Origin of the sequence: Caballeronia sp. EK (assembly GCF_014384845.1) — a bacterium.
In the GTDB taxonomy this organism is placed as follows: domain Bacteria; phylum Pseudomonadota; class Gammaproteobacteria; order Burkholderiales; family Burkholderiaceae; genus Caballeronia; species Caballeronia jiangsuensis.
Map to the genome: position 1 here is coordinate 14686 of NZ_JACSUE010000007.1, position 21017 is coordinate 35702.

The window sequence follows — 21017 nt, forward strand, 5'->3', positions numbered from 1 at the left end:
GGCTGACCATGATATTGCCGAAGGAACTCGTAGTCGCCGATCCTGGCCGCCGCAAGGCGATGAAGACGCTGGCCGCCGCGGGAGCGGCAACGCTCGTCCTGCCTGGCGCATCGACGCTCGCGTTCGCCGCGACGGAGCCTGCGCCGCAACGCGGCGGACGCATACGCGTGGCGCTGGCGAACCAGTCGCTGATGGATTCGCTCGATCCCGCGAAGGGCACGCATACCGGCGACTATTCGCGCGCGTACATGTTCTATAGCGGCCTCACCGAACTCGACGCCGACTTCAAGACGCAGAACGCGCTTGCGGAAAAGCTCGAATCCGACGACTTCGTGAAGTGGACCGTCACGCTTCGGCCCAACGTGCATTTCCACGACGGCAAGCCATTCACCTCCGACGATGTCGTGTTCTCGCTGATGCGCCACAAGGACCCCGCGACGGCATCGAAGGCGAAGTCGATCGTGGATGGTATCAGCACCGTCAAGGCGGCCGGCCCGCTGAAGGTCGAGATCACGTTGACCGAGCCGAACGTCGATCTTCCCGCGCTGCTCGCGATTCCGCATCTCGTGATCGTCGCCGCGAACACGACGGACTTCTCCAAAGGCAACGGCACGGGTCCGTTCACATGCAAGGAGTTCACGCCGGCGCAGCGCTGCATCGGCGCGCGCAATCCGAACTTCTGGAAGCCGGGACTTCCGTATCTCGACGAAGTGGAGATCATCGGCATCGGCGACGATGCGGCGCGCACCAATGCACTGCTCGCGGGCGACGTGCAGCTCATCTCGCCGCTGCCCGCGCGCGATGTCGATCGCGTGAAGCAGACCGGCAAGGTCACGGTGCTCGAAAGTCCGTCGCAGCTTTATTCGGACCTCGCATTGCGGCAGGACATGCTGCCGACGAAGAGTTCGGACTTCAACGAGGGCATCAAGTATCTGCACGACCGGCAGCGCATCGTGAACGTGATGCTGCGCGGTCACGGCACGCTCGCGAACGATCATCCGGTGCCGGAGTGGCATCCGTACTTCATGAAGGGATTGCCGCAACGCACCTTCGATCCGGACAAGGCGCAGTTCCACTTCAAGAAGGCGGGCACGCCGGGCGCGCGCGCGGAGATCATCGCGCCGCCATCGGTCGAGACCGCGCTCGATTCCGCCATGATGGTCCAGCAGGCCGCGAAGCAGGCGGGCGTCGATATCAACGTGCGCCGCGTGCCCGCCGATGGCTACTGGACGACCTACTGGATGAAGTACCCGATGACCTACGGCTCGATCCTGCCGCGCCCGACGCTCGATCTTCTCTACACGCAGTTCTTCCGTTCGAATGCGAACTGGAACGAATCGGGATGGAAGAACGAGCAGTTCGATCAGTTGCTGGTGCAGGCGCGCCGCGAGCGCGACGAAGTGAAGCGCAAGCAGATGTACGGCGACATGCAGGGCATCATCTACGAGAAGAACAGTCTCGTGATCCCCGCGTTCATCAACTTCATCGACGCGCAAAGCTCGAACCTGCGCGGCTTGAAGGGCACGCCGTCGGGGCGCGTGATGGGATATCGCTTCGCGGAATTCGCGTGGCTTGCGAAGGCGTGAACATCGGTTCCGCCGATGTCCACGCGCAAGCCGCTACCACACCGCCTGATTCGTCAGCGCGAACTGTGCGAGCGCTGCATCCGTGGAGGGCGCACCGTTCTTCGCCATCTGCTCGATGGTATCGACGAGCGGCAGCCCGAGCCCTTCGAGCCACGACGAAAGCCCGTATCGCAAGGGCGTGTCGATGCGCACGAACATGCCCGCGTTCAGCGCGAGCCAGTAGCTGATCAACGCCTTGGCGCGGCTCTGGTCCGGCGATTCCGGCGCGATCACCGGACCGATCACGTGTCCGTCGCCGAAACGCCGGAAGAGCGCGAAGCCGATCAGCTCGCCATCGCGATCGAGTGCGATGCCGCTCGCGACGTCGAGCAATTGCGGCAGCAGCGCCGTGCGATCCAGCCCGCTCGCGCGCGAGGCCAGTCCGGCGAGACGCGGCGTGTCCTTCGCGCCGATCGGACGCAGCCGCTCGCCCGGCGGCAGCGAAACCAGCGGCGGCTGGAACGCCGCGCCCTGATGCTGATGAATCGTGTCGATGCGCGTGAAGCCTTGTTCCTCGCACAGCGGCCTGCCTTCGTTCGATGCGTGAATCAGGAGCGTGCGCGCGCCGAGCGTCGCGATCAGCCGGTCGAGCAGCCCGCGCCCGATGCCCCGCCGCTGATGTTCCGGCGACACGATGAACATGCCGAGCGTCGCGGCATGCGCGCCGAACTGAAACGCGAGCGCCGTGCCGACGAGCGCGCCCGCCTCGTCGACGGCGGCGAAGCCATTGCCGAGACGCGCCGCGAAGCGCCAGTCGTCCGCGCGATGCCGCCATTTGACGGACGCCGACAGCGCGTGCGCCGCGGGAAGGTCGTCGAGCGTGAAAGCCCGGTATTCGACCACATCGTTATTGCTCGAGTCGGGCACGCCGGCCTCCTGACCTTGAAGACATTTACCGTGACTTTGACACCGCGCAGCGCGCATGGCTAGGACGATCTTCCTGTCCCGCGCGGTGCATGGGGCCATGCATGTGGTGCAACGCAAAACCGCGAGTTATCGCCGCAAGAACGCGCGTGCTGTGCTGAATCGGCAATTTTGTCGGCGAAATATGCCGGCGCTCCGGACCTACGATGAAGCCATGTCAACGCAGCATCACGGAGGAGGACTCACGCATATGGACCGGTTCGATCCTGCCAGCATCGTCATCAGGAGCGGGCATTTCATCGGCGGCGAATTGATCGATGCGGGCGCGTCGCGTATCGAGGTCGCGCGGCCGTCGGATGGCGTCGTGTATGCATCGGTGCCCGTCGCCGATGAAGCGATGATCGACTACGCCGTGCAGAACGCATACAGCGCGTTCAGGCAGAGCGACTGGGCGCGCCGCGCGCCGCGAGAACGAGCGCGGGTGCTGCGCCGGTTCGCCGATCTCGTCGCCGCCGATGCCGCCAATCTCGCGCCGCTCGAAGCGCTCGGCTCGACCCGCCCGGTGCGCGATGCGTACAACTGGGACGTGCCGTTCACCGCCGAAAGCATCCGTTTCTATGCGGAGTTCGCCGACAAGATCGGCGGCGATGTCGCGGCGACCGATCACCGGCATCTGGGCATGACGATCGCCGAGCCGTATGGCGTGATCGGCGCGATCGCACCGTGGAATTTTCCGCTCGTGATGGGCATATGGAAGACCGCGCCCGCGCTCGCGGCGGGCAACGCGGTGGTTTTGAAGCCTTCGGAGATGACGCCGTTTTCCGCGCTGCGTCTCGCCGAACTCGCACTGGAAGCGGGCGTGCCGCCGGGCATCTTCAACGTCGTTCAGGGCGATGGCCGCACGACCGGCGACGCGCTCGTGCGTCATCCGCGCATCGGCAAGGTGACCTTCACCGGATCGACGCGCACCGGCGCCGCGATCATGGCGGCGTGCGCGGAATCGGGCACGAAGCCGGTCACGCTGGAACTGGGCGGCAAGAGCCCGCAGATCGTGTTCGCCGATGCCCCGCGTATCGATGAAGTGGCGCGGCGCATCGCGGGTTCGATCACGGGCAACGCCGGACAGGTGTGCGTCGCGGGTTCGCGGCTGCTCGTGCAGCGCGCAATCGCCGGCGAACTGACCGATCGCATCGCGCAGGCCTTCGGCGAACTCAGGGCGGGCGCGACATGGGCTGCGGGCACGACCTTGCCGCCGATCATCTCCGAGCCGCAGGCGCAGCGCATCGATGCGATCGTTCAGCGCGGCATCGCGGGCGGCGCGAGCTTGCGTTGCGGCGGCAAGCGTGCGGATGCGGCGACGCCCGGCGCGTTCTATTCGCCGACCCTGCTGTGCGATGTCACGCAGGACAACGACGCCGTGCGCAGCGAAATCTTCGGCCCCGTGCTCACCGTGCAGTCTTTCGACACGGAAGAAGAAGCGCTCGAACTCGCGGCGCATCCGGAATACGGCCTCGCTGCCGGCGTGCATACGGCGGACATCGGCCGGGCGCTGCGGATGGTGCGCGGCATCGAAGCGGGCACCGTATGGGTGAACCGCTATGGCCGCACGAGCGACTTCGTGCTGCCGACGGGCGGTTACAAGCGCTCGGGCATCGGCAAGGATCTCGGGCGGCAGGCTTATGAAGCGAATCTGCGCTTCAAGAGCGTGCTCATCGATACGGAAGGATAGGAGCACGCAAGACGCACGATCGTGCGAAAAGAACGCCGCATTTTCTGCTGTGGCGATGCCTCAAAACGCATGACTTATATCGCCGCGACGCACGCATTCGACGCGCTCAGTCATTTTTGCACTGTTTAAATTTTCCTCAACACATCGCTGTTGCTTGTTTTCACCACTGAACTCCCGGACGGGTTCATCACACGACAGGACTGACACCATGATCGATTTCGAGCCGAAGTACATCACGTTCGACTGCTACGGCACGCTGACGAAATTCCGCATGGCCGATATGGCCCGCGAGATGTACGCCGACCGTCTGCAGGGCGACGACCTCGAACAATTCGTCAAGTTCTTCGCGGGCTATCGCCGCGACGAAGTGCTCGGCGCGTGGAAGCCGTATCGCGACGTGATCGTCAATTCGGTGCGCCGCGCATGTGAGCGCATGAACGTCGAATTCAACGAAGCCGAAGCCGAAAAGTATTACCTCGCCGTGCCGACGTGGGGCCCGCATCCGGACGTGCCGGAAGGCCTTTCGCGGCTTGCCACGAAATACAAGCTCGTGATTCTGTCGAACGCATCGAACGACCAGATCCAGAGCAACGTCGACAAGCTCGGCGCGCCGTTCCATCGCGTGTTCACGGCGCAGCAGGCGCAGTCGTACAAGCCGCGCATGCAGGGCTTCGAATACATGTTCGACCAGTTGAACTGCAATCCGGAAGACGTGCTGCACGTGTCGTCGAGCCTGCGTTACGACCTGATGACCGCGCACGACATGGGCATCAAGCACAAGGCGTTCGTGAAGCGCGGCCATGAGCCGGGCACGCCGTACTACGAGTATTACGAAGTGGACACCATCGGCGATCTCGCCACGCAACTCGGTCTGTAAAACAAGCCACTTCACGCGAGCAATGCCGATGAAACTCGACTCCTACTGGCTCGACACCGCGCCCGCGATGATCTCGACGTGCGAAGGCCCGGCGGACGGCCAGGCCGATGTCGCCGTGATCGGCGGCGGGTTCACGGGTTTGTCGGCGGCGCTCGCGCTGGGCAGGCGCGGCGCGAGCGTCGTCGTGCTCGATGCCGGGCGCATGGGCGGCGGCGCGTCGGGGCGTAACGGCGGCCAGTGCAATACGGGCGTCGCGCAGGACTATGCGGCGCTGCGCGCGCAACTCGGCGTCGAGCGCGCGCAAGGCTGTTATCGCGCGTATGCGGCGGCGGTGGATACCGTCGAGCGTCTGATCCGCGAAGAGAACATCGATTGCGACTATCTCGCTTCGGGCAAGCTCAAGCTCGCCGCGAAGCCGCATCATCTCGAACATATCGCGAAGACCGCCGAGCTGATCCGGCGTGAAGTCGATCCGGATATCGATCTGCTCGATCGCGAGCAGGTCCGCAACGAAGTGCAATCCGATGCCTTTCACGGCGGCTTGCTGCAACGTCATGGCGGGCAGATGCATATGGGCAAGTTCGCCGACGGACTTGCAAAAGCGGCCGTGAAGCAAGGCGCGCGTCTCTATGAGCACGCCGAAGTCACCGCGATCACGAAGGAAGGTTCCGGGTATCGGATCGATTCGAAGCGCGGCACGTTGCACGCGAAGCAGGTGCTGATCGCAACAGGCCCTTCGAAACACGGCCCGTTCTCGTGGTATCGGCGCAGGCTCGCGCCAGTCGGCTCGTTCATCATCGTGACCGAGCCGTTGCCCGAGGATCGGCTGCAAGAACTGCTGCCGAACCGGCGCTCGTACACGACGAGCCGCCTGATGCACAACTATTTTCGCGTCACGCCCGATGCGCGTCTGCTGCTCGGCGGGCGCGCACGGTTCACCGCATCCGAGCGTCCATCGGATGCGAAGAGCGGACGCATTCTGCAGGCGAATCTCGCGTCGATCTTCCCAAGCCTGGCCAATGTGGGCATCGACTATTGCTGGGGCGGTCTCGTCGATATCACCGCGGATCGTCTGCCGCGCGCGGGCCAGCACGACGGCATCTATTTCTCGATGGGCTACAGCGGCCACGGCACGCAGATGTCGACGCACATGGGCCAGATCATGGCCGACGTGATGAACGGCAACGCCGATGCGAACCCGTGGCGCGATTTCGACTGGCCCGCGATTCCGGGCCATACGGGCAAGCCCTGGTTCTTGCCGCTCGTCGGCGCGTATTACTCGATCAAAGACGTGTTCTATTGAAGCATCGAAGCAAACAAAGGCGGTCTACATCCCATAAGCAAGCCGCCGGACATTCACAGCCCCTATCGCGGAGAAGTTCATGAGCATCGACACATCGCCTGAAGCACTTGCCCATGCCGATGCCGGCAAACGGCTCGAAGAACTGACGCGCCGTGGCGCGTCGCGGCGCAACGTCCTTCGCGCGATGGCCGCGGGCGGGCTGCTGTCCATGACGGGCGCGGGGCTTCTCAGCGCGAGCGGCGCGGCTTTCGCGCAGGCGAAGCCGAAGCAGGGCGGACGCATCCGCGTGGCGACGCAGTCGTCGTCGGCCGCCGATACGCTCGATCCCGCCAAGGGCGCGCTCGGCACCGACTACGCCCGCGCGTTCATGTTCTATAGCGGCCTGACCGAACTCGACAATCATCTCGGCGCGAAGATGGCGCTCGCCGAATCGCTCGAAACGAAAGACGCGACCGTGTGGGTCGTGAAGCTTCGCAGCGGCGTGCAGTTCCATGACGGCAAATCGCTCGCGCCGCAGGATGTCATCTATTCGCTGATGCGCCATAAGGACCCGGCAGTCGGCTCGAAGGCGAAGACGCTCGCCGATCAGTTCAAGGAGATCAAGGCGACCGGCCCGAACGAACTGACCATCACGCTGACGGGCGCGAACGCGGACCTGCCGGTGATTCTCGCGGACTCGCATTTCCTCATCATCAAGGACGGCACGACGGACTTCAAGACGGCCATCGGCACGGGCCCGTTCAAGGTGAAGGAATTCGCGCCGGGCGTGCGTACCGTGGGCGTGCGCAACGAGAAGTACTGGAAGCCGGGCATGCCGCATCTGGATGAAGTGGAACTCATCGGCATCGCCGACGAGCCCGCGCGCGTGAACGCGCTCATGTCCGGCGACGTGCAGCTCATCAACGCGGTGAGCGCGCGTTCGACCGAGCGCATCAAGGGCACGCAGGGCTTCGCGGTGCTGGAAACGAAGACGGGCCAGTACACCGACCTCATCATGCGCGACGACGGCGGCATCACGGGCAACGCGGACTTCCGTCGCGGCATGACGTACCTGATGGACCGCGAGCAGATGCGCAAGACGATCTTCCGCGGCTATGGCGCGATCGGCAACGATCAGCCGATCGATCCGAGCAACAAGTACTACATGTCGGGCCTGCCGCAACGCGCGTTCGATCCCGACAAGGCGAAGTTCCACTTCCAGAAGGCGAAGCTCGGCAACGCGCCGATCCAGTTGTACGCATCGCCGGCGGCGGAAGGCTCCGTCGAAATGGCCGTGCTGATGCAGCAGGTCGCGCCGCAGGCCGGCATCAATCTGCAAGTGGTGCGCGTGCCGTCCGATGGCTATTGGTCGAACCACTGGATGAAGCATCCGCTCGGCTTCGGCAATATCAATGCGCGCCCGAGCGCGGACGTGATCTTCACGCAGTTCTTCAAGTCCGACGCGCCGTGGAACGAAGCGAACTGGAAGAGCACGCAGTTCGACCAGATGCTCGTCGCCGCGCGTGGCGAACCGGACGACGCGAAGCGCAAGAAGATCTACGGCGACATGCAGGAGCTCGTGCATACGGATGGCGGCATCGGCATTCCGATGTTCCAGAGCTCGCTCGATGCGCACACCACGAAGCTCAAGGGTCTCGGCGGCATTCCGCTCGCGGGTCTGATGGGCTGGATGTTCGCGGAGAACGTGTGGCTCGAGGCATGAACATGATGTAACGCCGGACGCGCGCCGTCTACGAAGTTGCGGCGTGCAAAGTCAACCCTTCAACGAGAGGCGATATCCGATGAAAGTTCATGCGCAACGACTCGTCGCCGCGCGCCTCGGCCTCGCGGTGCTCACGCTGTTCATCGTGTCGATGGTGGTGTTCGGCATCACCGGCCTGTTGCCGGGCGATGCCGCGCAGCAGGCGCTCGGGCAGGCGGCGACGCCCGAGCAGGTGACGGCGCTGCGGCATCAATTCGGCCTCGATCAACCCGCGGTCACGCGCTATCTGCAATGGCTCGTGCATGTGGTGACGGGCAACTTCGGCACGTCGCTGTCGAACAATCTGCCGGTCAGCGAACTGATCGCGACGCGTCTGCCGAACTCGCTCGTGCTTGCCGGATTGACCGCTCTCGTGTCGGTGCCGCTCGCGCTCGTGATCGGCATTGCATCGGCGATGTATCGCGGCTCGCTCGTCGATCGCGTGCTCAACGTGCTCACGCTCTCGACCGTCGCCGTGCCCGAGTTTCTCGTCGCGACCATCGCCGTGCTGATCTTCGCGGTGAAGCTGCGCTGGCTGCCCGCGCTGTCGTATCTGTCGGATGTATCGTCGTTCGGCGGGCTATTGCGCACCTATGCGATGCCGGTGATGACGCTCTGTTGCGTGATCGTCGCGCAGATGGCGCGCATGACGCGCGCGGCCGTGCTCGATCAGCTCAACGCGTCGTATGTGGAAATGGCCTTGCTGAAGGGCGCAACGCCCATGCGTGTCGTCCTGCGGCATGTGTTGCCGAACACCATCGGACCCATCGCCAACGCGGTCGCGCTCTCGCTGTCGTATCTGTTCGGCGGCGTGGTGATTGTCGAATCGATCTTCAACTATCCCGGTCTCGCGAGCCTGATGGTCGATGCCGTCACCAATCGCGACATGCCGCTCGTGCAGGGCTGCGTGATGGTTTTCTGCGCGGCCTATCTCGCGCTCGTGCTCATTGCCGATCTGGCCCAGATCGTCTCCAACCCGAGGCTGCGTCAACGATGAACCGGAACGTCTCTTCTCACGCCACGACCATGCTATACGAGCAGCCTCCCGCCGACGCGCCGCAGGAACAGACGCCCGTCGTCGTCAAGCGCGGTGCGTTGAAGCGCCTCGTCGATCGCTTTTCCGTGCTGGGGCTGATCGGTCTCTTCATCGTCGTGTTCTGGCTCGCGGTCGCGTTCGTCGGGCCCGTCATCGCGCCGTATAAAGGCGGCGCGTTCACGTCGACGGAAGTCTTCGGCTCGTACAGCCCGGCGCATCTGCTCGGCACCGACTATCTCGGCCGCGACATGCTGAGCCGCATTCTCTACGGCACGCAATACACGGTAGGCCTCGCGCTCGCATCGACGGTGGCGGCGAGCGTCATCGGCACGTTCTTCGGCCTCATTGCCGCCGTGTCGGGGCGCTGGGTCGATGAAGTGCTGAGCCGCCTCTTCGATGCGCTCATCTCGATCCCGAGCAAGATTCTCGCGCTCGTCGTGATCGCCGCGTTCGGCTCGTCCATCCCGATGCTGATGATGGTCGCCGCGCTCGCCTACATCCCCGGCGCGTTTCGCATTTCGCGCTCGCTCGCGGTGAACATCATGACGCTCGAATACGTGCAAGTGGCGAAGGCGCGCGGCGAAAAGCTCTTCTATATCGCGCGCGTGGAAGTGCTGCCCAACATGATTCATCCGATGCTCGCGGACTTCGGCCTGCGCTTTGTGTTCATCGTGCTGCTGCTTTCGGGCCTGAGCTTCCTCGGCCTCGGCGTGCAGCCGCCGAACGCGGACTGGGGCTCGCTCGTGCGCGAGAACATCGGCGGGCTTTCGGAAGGCGCGCCCGCGGTGCTGATGCCTGCCGTTGCGATCGCGACACTCACCGTCGGCGTGAATCTGCTCATCGACAGCTTGCGTCGTCATGGCGCGCGTTCGCATGGAGGCGCACGGTGACTACGAACATGATCGAAGTAAAAGGCCTGCGCGTGATTGCAGGCGTCGCGCCCGATCCGGTCGTCGAGATCGTGAAGGGTGTCGATTTCACCGTGAAGAAGGGCGAAGTGCTCGCGCTGATCGGCGAGTCGGGATCGGGCAAGACGACAATCGCTCTGGCGCTGCTCGGCTATGCGCGCGGCGGATGCGCGATCGCGGGCGGCTCGGTGAAGATCGGCGATACGGATGTCCTGTCGCTCGATGCCAGAGGCCGTCGCGCATTGCGTTCACGCACGGTCGCGTATGTCGCGCAGAGCGCATCGGCGGGCTTCAATCCGGCGCGCACGATCATGGATCAGGTCATCGAGCCCGCGCTGCTGCACAAGCTGATGACGCCCGCAGCCGCGCGTGAAAAAGCGGTCGGTCTTTTCCGGTCGCTGGCATTGCCGAATCCAGAGACCATCGGCGATCGTTATCCGCATCAGGTGTCGGGCGGTCAGTTGCAGCGGCTCATGGCCGCGATGGCGCTGATCACCGATCCCGCCGTCGTCGTGTTCGACGAACCGACCACCGCGCTCGACGTGACCACGCAGATCGAAGTGCTCGCCGCATTCAAGGGCGTGGTGCGCGAACTGGGCACGACGGCCGTGTACGTGTCGCACGATCTCGCGGTCGTTGCGCAGATGGCCGACCGCATCGTCGTATTGAATGGCGGACGCGTGCGCGAGAACGGCACGACCGCGCAAGTGCTCGATGCGCCCGTCGACGAATACACGCGTCAACTGCTCGCCGCGACGCGCCGCCCCGAAGCGGAACTCACGATGCCCGACGAAGCGCGCGACGTCCCGCTGCTCGAAATACGCAACCTGAGCGCGGGCTATGGCCGCATCGATGCGAACGGCGTGCCCGCCGTGCGCGTGCTCGACGATGTGAGCCTGAAGATCGAGCGCGGTTGCACGCTCGGCGTGATCGGCGAATCGGGCTCGGGCAAGACGACGCTCGCGCGCGTGATCGCGGGCCTCGTCGATCGTGCGCATGGCGAGGTGCTGCTCGACGGCAAGCCTTTGCCCGCGAAGTTGTCGGAGCGCACGCTGGAGCAATATCGTCGCGTGCAGATCGTGTTTCAGAACGCCGATACCGCGCTGAACCCGAGCCGCACCATCGCCGATATTCTCGCGCGGCCGATGAATTTCTATCACGGCCTGCGCGGCGCACCCGCGCAAAAGCGCATGCTCGAACTGCTCGATCTGGTGAAGCTGCCCGCGTCGATCGCGAAGCGTCAGCCAGGCGGCTTGTCGGGTGGACAGAAGCAGCGCGTGAATCTTGCGCGTGCGCTCGCCGCGAAACCCGAGCTCATTCTCTGCGATGAAGTGACGTCGGCGCTCGATACCGTCGTCGGTGCGGCGATCCTCGATCTGCTTGCCGAACTGCGCCGCGAGCTGAACGTGTCGTACATGTTCATCAGCCACGACATCTCGACGGTGCGCGCCATCTGCGACGAAGTCATCGTGCTCTACGCGGGCCAGTGCGTCGAAGCGGGCCAGCGCGATGCGCTTTCGCATCCGCCTTACCACCCTTATACGGGCCTGCTCGTCGATTCGGTGCCCGCGCTGCGTCCCGGCTGGCTCGATTCGCGCCGCGCGATGGCGCTCGGTGCGTTGCCCGTGCTCGGTCCGGAAAGCGATGTGCGCGAGCTGTGCAGTTTCCGTTCGCGTTGCTCGGCGCGTATAGACGGCAAATGCAATGTGACGCCGCCTGCGCGAAAGACCTTGCCATCGGGCGCGGAGATTCTGTGCCATCACAGCGCCGACGATCTCGCGCGCATGCAGTCGATGGAAACGGTGACGGCATGAGCGGACGCTTCGTGAGAGTCGCGGAGAAAGAGCGCAGAACGTTCGAGATCGTCATCGATGGCCGGCGCGCGCTCGCAGCCGCCGGCGACACGCTGATGGTCGCGCTGCTCACCTCGCAGCAGGACTTGCGCGATTCCGAATTCGGCGATGGCCGCCGTGCGGGCTTCTGCGTGATGGGCGCATGCCAGGACTGCTGGGTGTGGACTGAAGATGGCGAACGCGTGCGCGCGTGCACGACGCCGGCGGTCGAAGGCATGTCGATCGTCACGCGTCTTTCGCAAGCCGAGGAGGGCGTATGGCCGCGACTGTGATCGTGATCGGCGCGGGGCCGGCGGGCGTGCGCGCAGCAGAGGCGCTGGTCGAGGCGGGCTTGCGTCCCGTGGTGATCGATGAAGGCAGGCGCGATGGCGGGCAGATTTATCGTCGTCAGCCGGAAGGATTCACGCGCACGTACGACACCTTGTACGGGACCGAAGCAGAGCGCGCGCGTGCATTGCACGAGGCGTTCGATGCATTGCGCCCGAACATCGACTATATGCCCGATACGCTCGTGTGGAACGTCGCGCCGAATTCGGTGCATATGGTGAGCGGCACGCGTCATCGCGAGCTTGGGTTCGATGCGCTCATCGTTTGCAGCGGCGCGACCGATCGTCTGATGCCGGTGCCCGGCTGGCATCACGCGGGAACGTATAGCCTCGGCGGCGCGCAGGTTGCGTTGAAATCGCAGGGCTGCGCGATCGGTTCGCGCGTCGTGATGATGGGCACGGGTCCGCTGCTCTATCTCGTCGCCGCGCAATACGTGAAGGCGGGCGCGACGGTGAGCGCGGTGCTCGATACATCCACGTTCGCGCAACGCCTGCGCGCATTGCCGCAACTGCTCGCGATTCCATCGACGCTGAAGAAGGGCATCGCGTTGATGAAGGTTCTCAAGGATGCGCGCGTGCCCGTTCATCGCGGCATCACGCCGGTCGAGATTCGAGGCACACCGGAGCATGGCGTTCAAGGCGTGCGCGTCAAACTCGCCGATGGCGCGATGCTCGAAGTCGAATGCGATGCGGTCGCGCTCGGCTATCACTTGCGCTCCGAAACGCAACTCGCCGATCTCGCGGGCTGTGAATTCCGTTTCGATCAAGCGTTGCAGCAGTGGCTTCCTGTCGCCGATGAAGACGGCCGCAGCAACGTAAAAGGCGTCTATCTCGCAGGCGACGGCGCGCGCGTGCGCGGCGCGGATGCGGCCGAACGCGCGGGGCGGCTCGCAGCGCTCGCGGCGATGAAAGACATCGGCATGATCTCCAATGAAGATGAGGCGAACGCGTTGCGTAAGCAACTGAGCAGCTTCACGCGCTTCGCGGCTGGCTTGCGCGCGGCGTTTCCGTGGCCCGGGCGATTCGCCGCCACGTTGCCGGATGAGACCATCGTGTGCCGCTGCGAAGCGATCAGCGCAGGCGAACTCAGACGCGTCGTGAACGACATGGGTGCGAAGGAAGCGAATCGCGCAAAGGCTTTCTCGCGCGTCGGCATGGGCCGATGCCAGGGCCGCTTCTGCGCGCATGCGGGCGCGGAAGTCATCGCGGCGGAGGCACGCGTGCCGCTCGAAGCAGTCGGCCGTTTGCGCGGGCAGGCGCCCGTCAAACCGCTGCCGATGGCGCTTGCGCCGCATCAGGACATGGAGACGAGCGAATGACCGGGCGCGCCGATGTGATCGTGATCGGCGGCGGCATCGTCGGTACGTCGACTGCTTTCTTCTTACGCCGACGCAATCGTTCGGTGATTCTGCTCGAACGTGGTCTGACAGGACAGCAGGCGAGCGGGGTGAACTTCGGCGGCGTGCGTCGACAAGGCCGCGCGCTCGAACAACTTGCGATGTCGAATCGTGCGCTCGAAACCTGGCGGCGTTCGCGCGAGTTGCTCGGCGAGGACGTCGAGTTCCTGCCGTCGGGTCATACGCGTGTGTGCTATCACGCGCATGACGCGGAATACTTTCATCGCTATGCCACCGATGCGCGCGCCTGTGGTCTCGATCTCGAAGTGCTGGAAGGCGCAGCCATGTTCAGGCGTTTTCCGTTTCTCGGCCGCGATGTGCTCGCCGCATCGATCTCGCCGCTCGACGGTCACGCGAACCCGCGTCTCGCCGCGCCCGCGTTCGGTCGCGCGGCGGCGCGGCTCGGTGCGCATATCGTCGAGAACACGGAAGTGGTGCGCGTCGAAAAGGAAGCGGGCGGTTTTCGCGTGGAAACCGCAACGGGCGACGTGTATCGCGCGGAGCAAGTGCTGATTTGCGCGGGGGCGTGGGCCAGTGCGCTATCGACGCAATTCGGCGAGCCTGTGCCGCTCACCGCGCGCGGTCCGCAGATGGCCGTGACCGAACCCGTGCCCTACGTCTTCCCGTTTTCGATGGGCGTGTACACGTCGATCAAGGAAGAGAGCGTGTATTTCCGGCAGATTCCGCGCGGCAATATCGTGCTGGGTGGCGGCCCTCCTGGTCCCGCCGATGCAGGCACGCGACGCGCATCGGTCCTGCCCGCGAACACCGTCGCGCAGATGGCGCAGTTTCGCCGCATGGTGCCCGCGATGCGCGCGCTGCATGTGATCCGCGTGTGGAGCGGCGTGGAAAGCTATCTGCCGGATTCGGAGCCGGTGATCGGCCCGAGCTCGACAACCGATGGCCTTTTCTATGCGTTCGGCTTCAGCGGATCAGGCTTTCAGATCGGGCCGGGCGTCGGCGAAACGCTTGCCGAAGTGCTCGATAGCGGCAGCACGCCCATCGATCTCACATCGTTTTCCATCAGACGATTTCAGCGCGCTTCGTCGACGCACGCCGAATCGATCACCTCCGAGACTTCGCCATGAGCCAGGCCAATCTGATCGACGCGCTCGTTTATATCGAAGCCAATTTCGACAAGACCGTGAGTCTTGCGCAACTCGCTGATCTGTCGGCGCTGAGCGTATCGCGCTTCGCGACCGTGTTTCGCGAGCAATTCGGGCTTTCGCCCTACAAGTACCTGTGCGAGTTGCGCGTGCAACGCGCGCAGACCTTGCTGCTTGCGGGCGTGCCGGGCTCGGTCGTCGCGACGGAAGTCGGCTTCTTCGATCAGAGTCATCTCGCGCGGCACTTCAAGCGCTTGTGCGGCATGACGCCGAGCGCATTCGTCGAGCGCACGCGAAAAAAGGCGCGCTCAGCCGAGTTCGATGCCGGTTTGACGAAGCGCGTCGCGCAAACCCAATCGCGGGTATTTGCTCTCGACAGTGCGCATGTCGCTTAACGCTTCCTGAATAATCCATTCGCGCACGCTGGCGACGATGGGCCGCATCGGCCGGTTCGGCGGTGTGAGCAAACAGCAGCGGCGGCTCGTGACGAGCAGTTCCTCTTCGGCCGGCACGAGCGCGCCTTGCGCGAGCCAGTGCGATGTCACGTTGAGCCAGCCGAGCGCGATGCCTTGCCCGAGCAGCGCCGCCTGCACGACGATCGCGTAATCGTTGAAGCGCAGCATGCCCGCCGCATGACGCTCCTTTGAAGCGAACGCATGAAAACGCTCGTGCCAGCCGCGTTCCTCGTCATCCATGACGATGACCGTATCGCCATGTGCGCGCGCCGCTTCGGTCTGCGCGAGCTCTTGATAACGCGGATTGCACAGCGGCAGCAGCGTTTCGGGCATCACGAGCACGGCGTTCTCATCGATCTCTTCATCGTGCAGAAAGCGCATGCCGAGATCGACATCGACGAGCGGCCCGCCGATGCGCCCCGATATCAATTGAAACCGCATGTCGATCGAAGGAAACGCCTGATTCAGCCGGCTCATGCGCGGCATGAGCCAATGCGTGGTGAAACCGGTGGACACGGACAGCGTGACCGTTTCGACGCCCGTCGCGCGCGCCTCGATTTCGCGGATCGCGCTTTCGATGCCGCTGAAGCCTTCGGAGATCTTGCGATAGAGAATCTCCCCGCTTTCCGTGAGTTCGATACCGCCGCGCACGCGTTCGAAAAGCCGCACGCCGATATGGTCTTCCATGCGCGCGAGCATGCGGCTGACGGCGGGCTGGCTCACATAAAGCTCTTGCGCGGCGCGCGTGAAATTCCCGCAGCGCGCGGCCGCTTCGAACACGAAGAGCGCATTCGCGCTGGGCAGTTTCCTGCGAAGGTTTGGCATGACTTCATGTTATGCCCGATCCAACAATTTTGGAATTGCCGTCAAAAACATCGCGACTTAGTATTTTCTCAACCGCTCTCCTTTCCGACGAGATGAACGCCATGGATGCACGCGCGAAAACAGGAGTGTCGATCAGGTCCGCGACCAAGCGATACAGCGGCGTTACCGCGCTCGACGACGTATCGCTCGATATCGCACCGGGCGAGTTCGTCTCGCTGCTCGGACCTTCGGGTTCGGGCAAGACCACGCTGCTCGGAATTCTCGGCGGCTTCGTCCAGCCGACTTCGGGCAGCGTGTGGGTCGGCGAGCGAGACATTACATTCGCGCCGCCGCACAAGCGCGATATCGGCATTGTGTTTCAGAACTACGCGCTCTTTCCGCATATGAGCGTGGGCGAGAACGTCGCGTTCTCGTTGCGCGCGCGTCGCGAGCCGAAATCGACATGGGCGAAGCGCGTCGCCGAAGCGCTCGCGATGGTCGAGCTCAAGGGTTATGAAAGCCGCGGCATTCATCAGCTTTCGGGCGGACAGAAGCAACGCGTCGCACTGGCGCGCGCGATCGTGTTTCAGCCGCAACTGATTCTGATGGACGAGCCTTTGTCCGCGCTCGACAAGCAATTGCGCGAGACCATGCAGATCGAATTGCGCAGACTGCATCGGCAGCTTGGCGCGACCATCGTCAACGTGACGCACGATCAGCGCGAGGCGCTCACGATGAGCGATCGCGTCGCCGTGCTGAAGGACGGCAGGCTCGTGCAGATCGATACGCCCGAGCGTCTCTACGATCGCCCGTGCGATGCCTTCGTCGCAAGCTTCATCGGCGAAGCGACGATGCTCGATGTCACGCGCGCCGGCCACGATGCCGTGCGTCTCGGCGATACCGTGCTGCGTACCGCGCATCCGTTGCCGAGCGGTGACAAGCTGCTGCTTGCGGTGCAAACGGAAAAGCTCGTCATCGATGGCGAGAACCGTCATGCGAACGCGAATCGACTTTCATGTCGCGTGACCGAAGTGCTTTATCAAGGCGAGAGCCTGCGTGTGTTCGCCGCGCTCGCCGACGGCACCGCGATCAGCCTGCGTCAACCCGGCGGCCACGACGCGCGCAGACGCATTCCCGCGCCGGGTGCGTCGATGACCGTCGCGCTCGATCCGCAAGACACGATCGTCGTGTCGGCCTGATTCTTTTCACCGCAACCCGTAGAGGATGAAGCAATGAATCTCACCGATTTCAAGGTCCTGACGTTCGATGTCGTCGGCACGCTGATCAACTTCGAAAAGGGCGTGCTCGACTCCGTGCGCCGCCTGGGCGGCCCGAAGGCGAAGGACCTGACCGACGATCAGATTTTCGAGCCGTACATGGAAGGGCGCGCGAAGCATCCGGGCCGATCGAGTCATGAGATGGCGAACGTGTATCTACATCTCGCGAAGAAACTCGGCCTGCCCGACGATCCGCAATCCGCCGCTGCGTTTCAGCGCGACGTGCTCGAATGGCCGGCATTCGAAGATTCCGTCGCTGCGTTGAAGCGGCTGCGCAAGCACTTTCGACTCGTGGCGATGACCAATGCGGACCGCGTCGCGTTGTCGGCGTATTCGCACACGCTCGGCAATCCGTTCGACGATACCGTGTGCTGCGATGAAACCGGCGTCGCGAAACCCGATCCGCAATTCTTCGCTTATAACCGCGGACGTCAGGCCGCGTTCGGCTACAAGTTCGAGGAGATTCTGCACACGGCACAGAGCCAGTATCACGATATCGGCATCGCGACGAAGCTCGGTTATGCGACGTGCTGGATCGAGCGGCGTCAAGGGATGAAGGGCTTCGGCGCGACGCCGGTGCCCGAAGCCGTCACGACGCCGACGTGGAAGTTCGCGACGCTCGCGGCGCTCGCGGATGCCGTCGATGACGAAGTGCGCGCCGCCGCGTGACGATGCGCGCCCCGACGACACCATCGCGCCCGCAACCCGATTCGCTCTGGCGGGCGATGGCCGCGCGCGTCCCCACGATGGACGCGCCGGTCAGCACGGGTGCGCCGCTCGCACGCGACATCGGCGTGGACGTGGCGATCATCGGCGCGGGCTATTCGGGCTTGAGCGCCGCCTATGCGCTGCAAAAGCGCGGCGTCGAATGCGCGGTGCTCGATGCGAATCCGGTCGGCTGGGGTGCGAGCGGTCGCAATGGCGGCGTGGTGTCGTCGAAGTTTCGTCTCTCGTTTCCGGCGATTGCGAGCGCGCATGGCGTCGATGTGGCGAAGCGCATGCATCGGCTCGCGCATGAAGGCGTGCGCACCGTCGAGGCATTTATCGACGAGTTCAGGCTGACTCGCGCGCAGTTCGAACACACCGGCAGCTTGCGATGCGCCCATACGGAGCGCGCATTCGACTCGATACGCGCCGAAGCGGACTGGGTGCGCACGACGCTCGGCGATACGTCGATGACCGTGCTGTCGCGCGCGCAAGTGGCGCATGAAACGGGCTCGAAGGAGTTCGTCGGCGGCGTGTTGAGCGCGGATGCGGGCACGATCCTGCCGCTCGAATACGTGCGCGGCATCGCGGCGGCCCTGACCGCGCGCGGCGTGCCGATCTACGAAGCGACGCCTGTCATCGACATGTCGCGTACGCAGGACGGCCGCGTGCTGTTTAAGGCGCCCGGCGGAACGGTGCGCGCGAGGCAGGTGATCGTAGCGACCAACGCGTACTCGAATCTGACCGATGCAACCGCTTCGTATCATCGTGAGCTCGTGCCGTTCAGAAGCGCGATGATCGCGACGGCGCCGCTATCGCCCGAACTCGATTCGCAACTCATGGTGAATCGCCGCAGCTATACCGAAACGCGCCGCATGATGAAGTGGTTCCGCAAGGTCGATGGCCGCATGCTCTTCGGCGGCCGCGATGCGTTCGGCAAGGAAGGTGAGCCGACCGGCTTCGATGCGTTGCAGCGCGCGATGGTCGCGCTCTTTCCGCAACTGAAGGACGTAGCCGTGGAATATCGCTGGTCGGGTTATGTCGGCATGACGTTCAATGCGCTGCCGCACGTGGGACGCAGCGACGACGCCACCACGTTCTGTCTCGGCTACAACGGCACGGGCGTCGCGATGGCGAGCCTCATCGGCCAGCACGCTGCGGCGCTGGCGCTCGGCGACAGGCCGGAACTCGCGCTGCTCGCGCAAGACGGCTTGCGGCCCGTGCCGTTCCATGCGCTGCGCGCGCCGGGCGTGAGGCTCGTCGCCGCGTGGTATCAGTTTCTCGACGCCGTGGGTGCATGATGACGACAGCCAAACGGATTCTCCAGGACACCGCCGTGATGCAAGCCGCGACCATCGACCCTTCGGTACGCCATCAGCGTCGTGAAGATCGCACGATGCTGCTGTTGATGGCGCCCGCGCTGCTGGTGATCGTCGTGCTGCTCGTGGCGCCGCTCGTATGGCTGTCGTGGCAGTCCTTCTATCACGATGGCGTGTTCTCGCTCGTGAACTACAGGCGCGTCTTCACGGGCGCGTATCTCGACACGTTTTTGCTGACGTTCAAGCTCAGTCTCATCGTGACGGCCATCACGCTATTGCTCGGCTATCCGGTCGCGTACTTCGCGGCATCGATATCGCCGCGATGGAGCGCGCTCGTGCTCGGCATGGTGATCCTGCCGTTCTGGACCAGCGTGCTCGTGCGCACGTATGCATGGCTCGTGCTGTTGCAACGCACGGGCCTCATCAACAAGGCGCTGCTCGGTGCGGGCCTCATCGACCGGCCATTGCAGCTTTCGTATAACCAGTTCGGCACGATCATCGCGATGGTGCATATCCTTCTGCCGTTCATGGTGCTGCCGCTTTATTCCGCGATGCAGAAGATTCCGCCGAATCTCTCGCAGGCGGGCGCGAGTCTCGGCGGATCGCCCTTGCATGTGTTCTGGCGCGTGTTCCTGCCGCTGTCGATGAGCGGCGTGCTCGCGGGCGTCACGCTCGTGTTCGTGCTGTGCCTCGGCTTTTACATCACGCCGGAACTGATGGGCGGTGGCAAGTCGATGATGGTGTCGATGATCGTGAGCCGCAACGTCGAGATCTATAACAGCTGGGGTGCGGCGAGTTCGGTGAGCGTGGTGCTGCTCATCTGCGTGTTCGCGATCTTCTACGGCGTGAGCCGCGTGATTCCGCTCGAAAAGACGCTGGGGGCGAAATGAACTCGATATCGTTTGGACGCGTGACGCTGGGCGCAACGGTGATGCTGATACTCGCGTTCCTGATGATTCCGGTGATCATCGTGGTGCCGCTTTCTTTTTCCGATGCGCGCTTTCTGACGTTTCCGCCGCCGGCTTATTCGTTGCGCTGGTATCACGCGTTCTTCGATAACCCCGCGTGGATCGATGCCGCCAAGACTACCTTCGCGGCTTCGACGTGCGCGGCGCTCATCGCGACGCCGGTCGGTGTCGCGGCGGCTTATGGCATTCAGTACGGATCGCACTGGTCCTTGCGCTATCTGCGGCCGCTGCTGATGCTGCCTTTGATGGTGCCGATCATCATCGTCGCGGTGGGCGTGTTCTTCGTATTCACGCAGATGGGTTATGTGAACACGCTCGGCGGACTCATCATCGCGGATACGATGCTCGGATTGCCTTATGTGCTGATTTCCGTCGGCGCGGATTTGCGCACGTTCGATCGCACGCAGGAGATGGTCGCGCGCAGTCTCGGCATGAACCGCTTTCGCGCATTCATGGCGGTGACGCTGCCGCAGATCAAGGCCAGCGTGATTTCCGGCGCGGTGTTCGTGTTCATTCAGGCGCTCGATGAAACCGTCGTTGCGCTGTTCATTTCCGGCGGCAATAATCAGACGCTCACGCGCCGCATGTTCGTCACGTTGCGCGATGAAATCGACCCGACCATCGCCGCCATCAGCACGATGCTGACGGCGCTGACCTTGTGCCTCGTGATGATCGTCGTCGTGAGCAGGCGTTCATCGTCGGCCGCGCGGGCCTGACTCTTTCA

19 protein-coding genes are annotated in these 21017 nt (G+C 64.0%); 17 read left to right on the forward strand and 2 right to left on the reverse strand.

The annotated features are described in order from the left end of the window. Positions 1-8: 8 nt before the first annotated feature. Positions 9-1586 carry an ABC transporter substrate-binding protein gene (locus IAG25_RS21480; RefSeq protein WP_187606654.1) on the forward strand — a complete coding sequence of 526 codons (1578 nt, stop codon included), beginning with the start codon at positions 9-11 and terminating at the stop codon, positions 1584-1586. 33 nt (positions 1587-1619) lie between these two features. Here IAG25_RS21480 and IAG25_RS21485 read toward each other — a convergent pair whose 3' ends face one another. Further along, positions 1620-2492, reverse strand: coding sequence for a GNAT family N-acetyltransferase (locus tag IAG25_RS21485; protein WP_187606655.1), 873 nt, complete (start codon positions 2490-2492; stop codon positions 1620-1622). 247 nt (positions 2493-2739) lie between these two features. Between IAG25_RS21485 and IAG25_RS21490 the strand changes: the two genes are divergently transcribed. From IAG25_RS21490 to IAG25_RS21540, 11 genes are all read left to right on the forward strand, one after another. Beyond that, positions 2740-4218 (forward strand): aldehyde dehydrogenase family protein, encoded by a 1479-nt coding sequence (locus tag IAG25_RS21490; protein WP_187607102.1) that lies wholly within the window; start codon positions 2740-2742, stop codon positions 4216-4218. 208 nt (positions 4219-4426) lie between these two features. Next, positions 4427-5095 (forward strand): haloacid dehalogenase type II, encoded by a 669-nt coding sequence (locus IAG25_RS21495; protein WP_062258951.1) that lies wholly within the window; start codon positions 4427-4429, stop codon positions 5093-5095. Between the two features lie 28 nt (positions 5096-5123). Next, positions 5124-6398 carry an NAD(P)/FAD-dependent oxidoreductase gene (locus tag IAG25_RS21500; RefSeq protein WP_187606656.1) on the forward strand — a complete coding sequence of 425 codons (1275 nt, stop codon included), beginning with the start codon at positions 5124-5126 and terminating at the stop codon, positions 6396-6398. Between the two features lie 79 nt (positions 6399-6477). Continuing rightward, entirely contained in the window at positions 6478-8100 is a 1623-nt protein-coding gene (locus tag IAG25_RS21505) for an ABC transporter substrate-binding protein (protein WP_187606657.1), read from the forward strand. Positions 8101-8179: 79 nt separating this feature from the next. Then, positions 8180-9136 (forward strand): ABC transporter permease, encoded by a 957-nt coding sequence (locus IAG25_RS21510; RefSeq protein ID WP_035503859.1) that lies wholly within the window; start codon positions 8180-8182, stop codon positions 9134-9136. Next, entirely contained in the window at positions 9133-10065 is a 933-nt protein-coding gene (locus IAG25_RS21515; RefSeq protein ID WP_187606658.1) for an ABC transporter permease, read from the forward strand. The genes IAG25_RS21510 and IAG25_RS21515 overlap by 4 nt, the downstream gene beginning before the upstream one ends. 8 nt (positions 10066-10073) lie before the next feature. Beyond that, positions 10074-11897 carry an ABC transporter ATP-binding protein gene (locus IAG25_RS21520; protein ID WP_187607103.1) on the forward strand — a complete coding sequence of 608 codons (1824 nt, stop codon included), beginning with the start codon at positions 10074-10076 and terminating at the stop codon, positions 11895-11897. Then, entirely contained in the window at positions 11894-12208 is a 315-nt protein-coding gene (locus IAG25_RS21525; protein WP_187606659.1) for a (2Fe-2S)-binding protein, read from the forward strand. Before IAG25_RS21520 ends, IAG25_RS21525 begins: the two co-directional genes overlap by 4 nt. Further along, positions 12193-13581: an FAD/NAD(P)-dependent oxidoreductase gene (locus IAG25_RS21530; protein WP_187606660.1), complete on the forward strand. Its 1389-nt coding sequence runs from the start codon at positions 12193-12195 to the stop codon at positions 13579-13581. The genes IAG25_RS21525 and IAG25_RS21530 overlap by 16 nt, the downstream gene beginning before the upstream one ends. After that, positions 13578-14747: an NAD(P)/FAD-dependent oxidoreductase gene (locus IAG25_RS21535; RefSeq protein WP_187606661.1), complete on the forward strand. Its 1170-nt coding sequence runs from the start codon at positions 13578-13580 to the stop codon at positions 14745-14747. Before IAG25_RS21530 ends, IAG25_RS21535 begins: the two co-directional genes overlap by 4 nt. After that, a complete protein-coding gene (locus tag IAG25_RS21540) occupies positions 14744-15160 on the forward strand; it encodes a helix-turn-helix domain-containing protein (protein ID WP_035503847.1) in 417 nt (138 codons plus the stop codon). Before IAG25_RS21535 ends, IAG25_RS21540 begins: the two co-directional genes overlap by 4 nt. Here the strand turns inward: IAG25_RS21540 and IAG25_RS21545 are convergent. Beyond that, positions 15074-16045 (reverse strand): LysR family transcriptional regulator, encoded by a 972-nt coding sequence (locus IAG25_RS21545; RefSeq protein ID WP_187606662.1) that lies wholly within the window; start codon positions 16043-16045, stop codon positions 15074-15076. The genes IAG25_RS21540 and IAG25_RS21545 overlap by 87 nt on opposite strands. Positions 16046-16146: 101 nt before the next feature. On the opposite strand from IAG25_RS21545, the gene IAG25_RS21550 reads away from it, so the two are divergent. The 5 genes from IAG25_RS21550 to IAG25_RS21570 are packed head-to-tail and all read left to right on the forward strand — an operon-like array spanning position 16147 to position 21009. Further along, positions 16147-17223, forward strand: a complete 1077-nt coding sequence (locus IAG25_RS21550) for an ABC transporter ATP-binding protein (RefSeq protein WP_035503914.1) — start codon at positions 16147-16149, stop codon at positions 17221-17223. 33 nt (positions 17224-17256) lie between these two features. Beyond that, on the forward strand, positions 17257-17970 hold the full coding sequence (locus tag IAG25_RS21555; protein WP_187606663.1) for an HAD-IA family hydrolase: 714 nt from the start codon (positions 17257-17259) through the stop codon (positions 17968-17970). Positions 17971-17972: 2 nt separating this feature from the next. Further along, positions 17973-19307: an NAD(P)/FAD-dependent oxidoreductase gene (locus IAG25_RS21560; RefSeq protein ID WP_187606664.1), complete on the forward strand. Its 1335-nt coding sequence runs from the start codon at positions 17973-17975 to the stop codon at positions 19305-19307. Further along, positions 19304-20215, forward strand: coding sequence for an ABC transporter permease (locus tag IAG25_RS21565; protein WP_238292147.1), 912 nt, complete (start codon positions 19304-19306; stop codon positions 20213-20215). The genes IAG25_RS21560 and IAG25_RS21565 overlap by 4 nt, the downstream gene beginning before the upstream one ends. Next, on the forward strand, positions 20212-21009 hold the full coding sequence (locus tag IAG25_RS21570) for an ABC transporter permease (protein WP_187606665.1): 798 nt from the start codon (positions 20212-20214) through the stop codon (positions 21007-21009). Before IAG25_RS21565 ends, IAG25_RS21570 begins: the two co-directional genes overlap by 4 nt. Positions 21010-21017 lie beyond the last annotated feature (8 nt).

Excerpts from the sequence above, each read along its gene's own strand:
- IAG25_RS21480 (WP_187606654.1), top strand. The coding sequence starts at position 9 with ATGATATTGCCGAAGGAACTCGTAGTCGCCGATCCTGGCCGCCGCAAG.
- IAG25_RS21490 (WP_187607102.1), top strand. The coding sequence starts at position 2,740 with ATGGACCGGTTCGATCCTGCCAGCATCGTCATCAGGAGCGGGCATTTC.
- IAG25_RS21495 (WP_062258951.1), top strand. The coding sequence starts at position 4,427 with ATGATCGATTTCGAGCCGAAGTACATCACGTTCGACTGCTACGGCACG.
- IAG25_RS21500 (WP_187606656.1), top strand. The coding sequence starts at position 5,124 with ATGAAACTCGACTCCTACTGGCTCGACACCGCGCCCGCGATGATCTCG.
- IAG25_RS21505 (WP_187606657.1), top strand. The coding sequence starts at position 6,478 with ATGAGCATCGACACATCGCCTGAAGCACTTGCCCATGCCGATGCCGGC.
- IAG25_RS21510 (WP_035503859.1), top strand. The coding sequence starts at position 8,180 with ATGAAAGTTCATGCGCAACGACTCGTCGCCGCGCGCCTCGGCCTCGCG.
- IAG25_RS21515 (WP_187606658.1), top strand. The coding sequence starts at position 9,133 with ATGAACCGGAACGTCTCTTCTCACGCCACGACCATGCTATACGAGCAG.
- IAG25_RS21520 (WP_187607103.1), top strand. The coding sequence starts at position 10,074 with ATGATCGAAGTAAAAGGCCTGCGCGTGATTGCAGGCGTCGCGCCCGAT.
- IAG25_RS21525 (WP_187606659.1), top strand. The coding sequence starts at position 11,894 with ATGAGCGGACGCTTCGTGAGAGTCGCGGAGAAAGAGCGCAGAACGTTC.
- IAG25_RS21530 (WP_187606660.1), top strand. The coding sequence starts at position 12,193 with ATGGCCGCGACTGTGATCGTGATCGGCGCGGGGCCGGCGGGCGTGCGC.
- IAG25_RS21535 (WP_187606661.1), top strand. The coding sequence starts at position 13,578 with ATGACCGGGCGCGCCGATGTGATCGTGATCGGCGGCGGCATCGTCGGT.
- IAG25_RS21540 (WP_035503847.1), top strand. The coding sequence starts at position 14,744 with ATGAGCCAGGCCAATCTGATCGACGCGCTCGTTTATATCGAAGCCAAT.
- IAG25_RS21545 (WP_187606662.1), bottom strand. The coding sequence starts at position 16,045 with ATGCCAAACCTTCGCAGGAAACTGCCCAGCGCGAATGCGCTCTTCGTG.
- IAG25_RS21550 (WP_035503914.1), top strand. The coding sequence starts at position 16,147 with ATGGATGCACGCGCGAAAACAGGAGTGTCGATCAGGTCCGCGACCAAG.
- IAG25_RS21555 (WP_187606663.1), top strand. The coding sequence starts at position 17,257 with ATGAATCTCACCGATTTCAAGGTCCTGACGTTCGATGTCGTCGGCACG.
- IAG25_RS21560 (WP_187606664.1), top strand. The coding sequence starts at position 17,973 with ATGCGCGCCCCGACGACACCATCGCGCCCGCAACCCGATTCGCTCTGG.
- IAG25_RS21565 (WP_238292147.1), top strand. The coding sequence starts at position 19,304 with ATGATGACGACAGCCAAACGGATTCTCCAGGACACCGCCGTGATGCAA.
- IAG25_RS21570 (WP_187606665.1), top strand. The coding sequence starts at position 20,212 with ATGAACTCGATATCGTTTGGACGCGTGACGCTGGGCGCAACGGTGATG.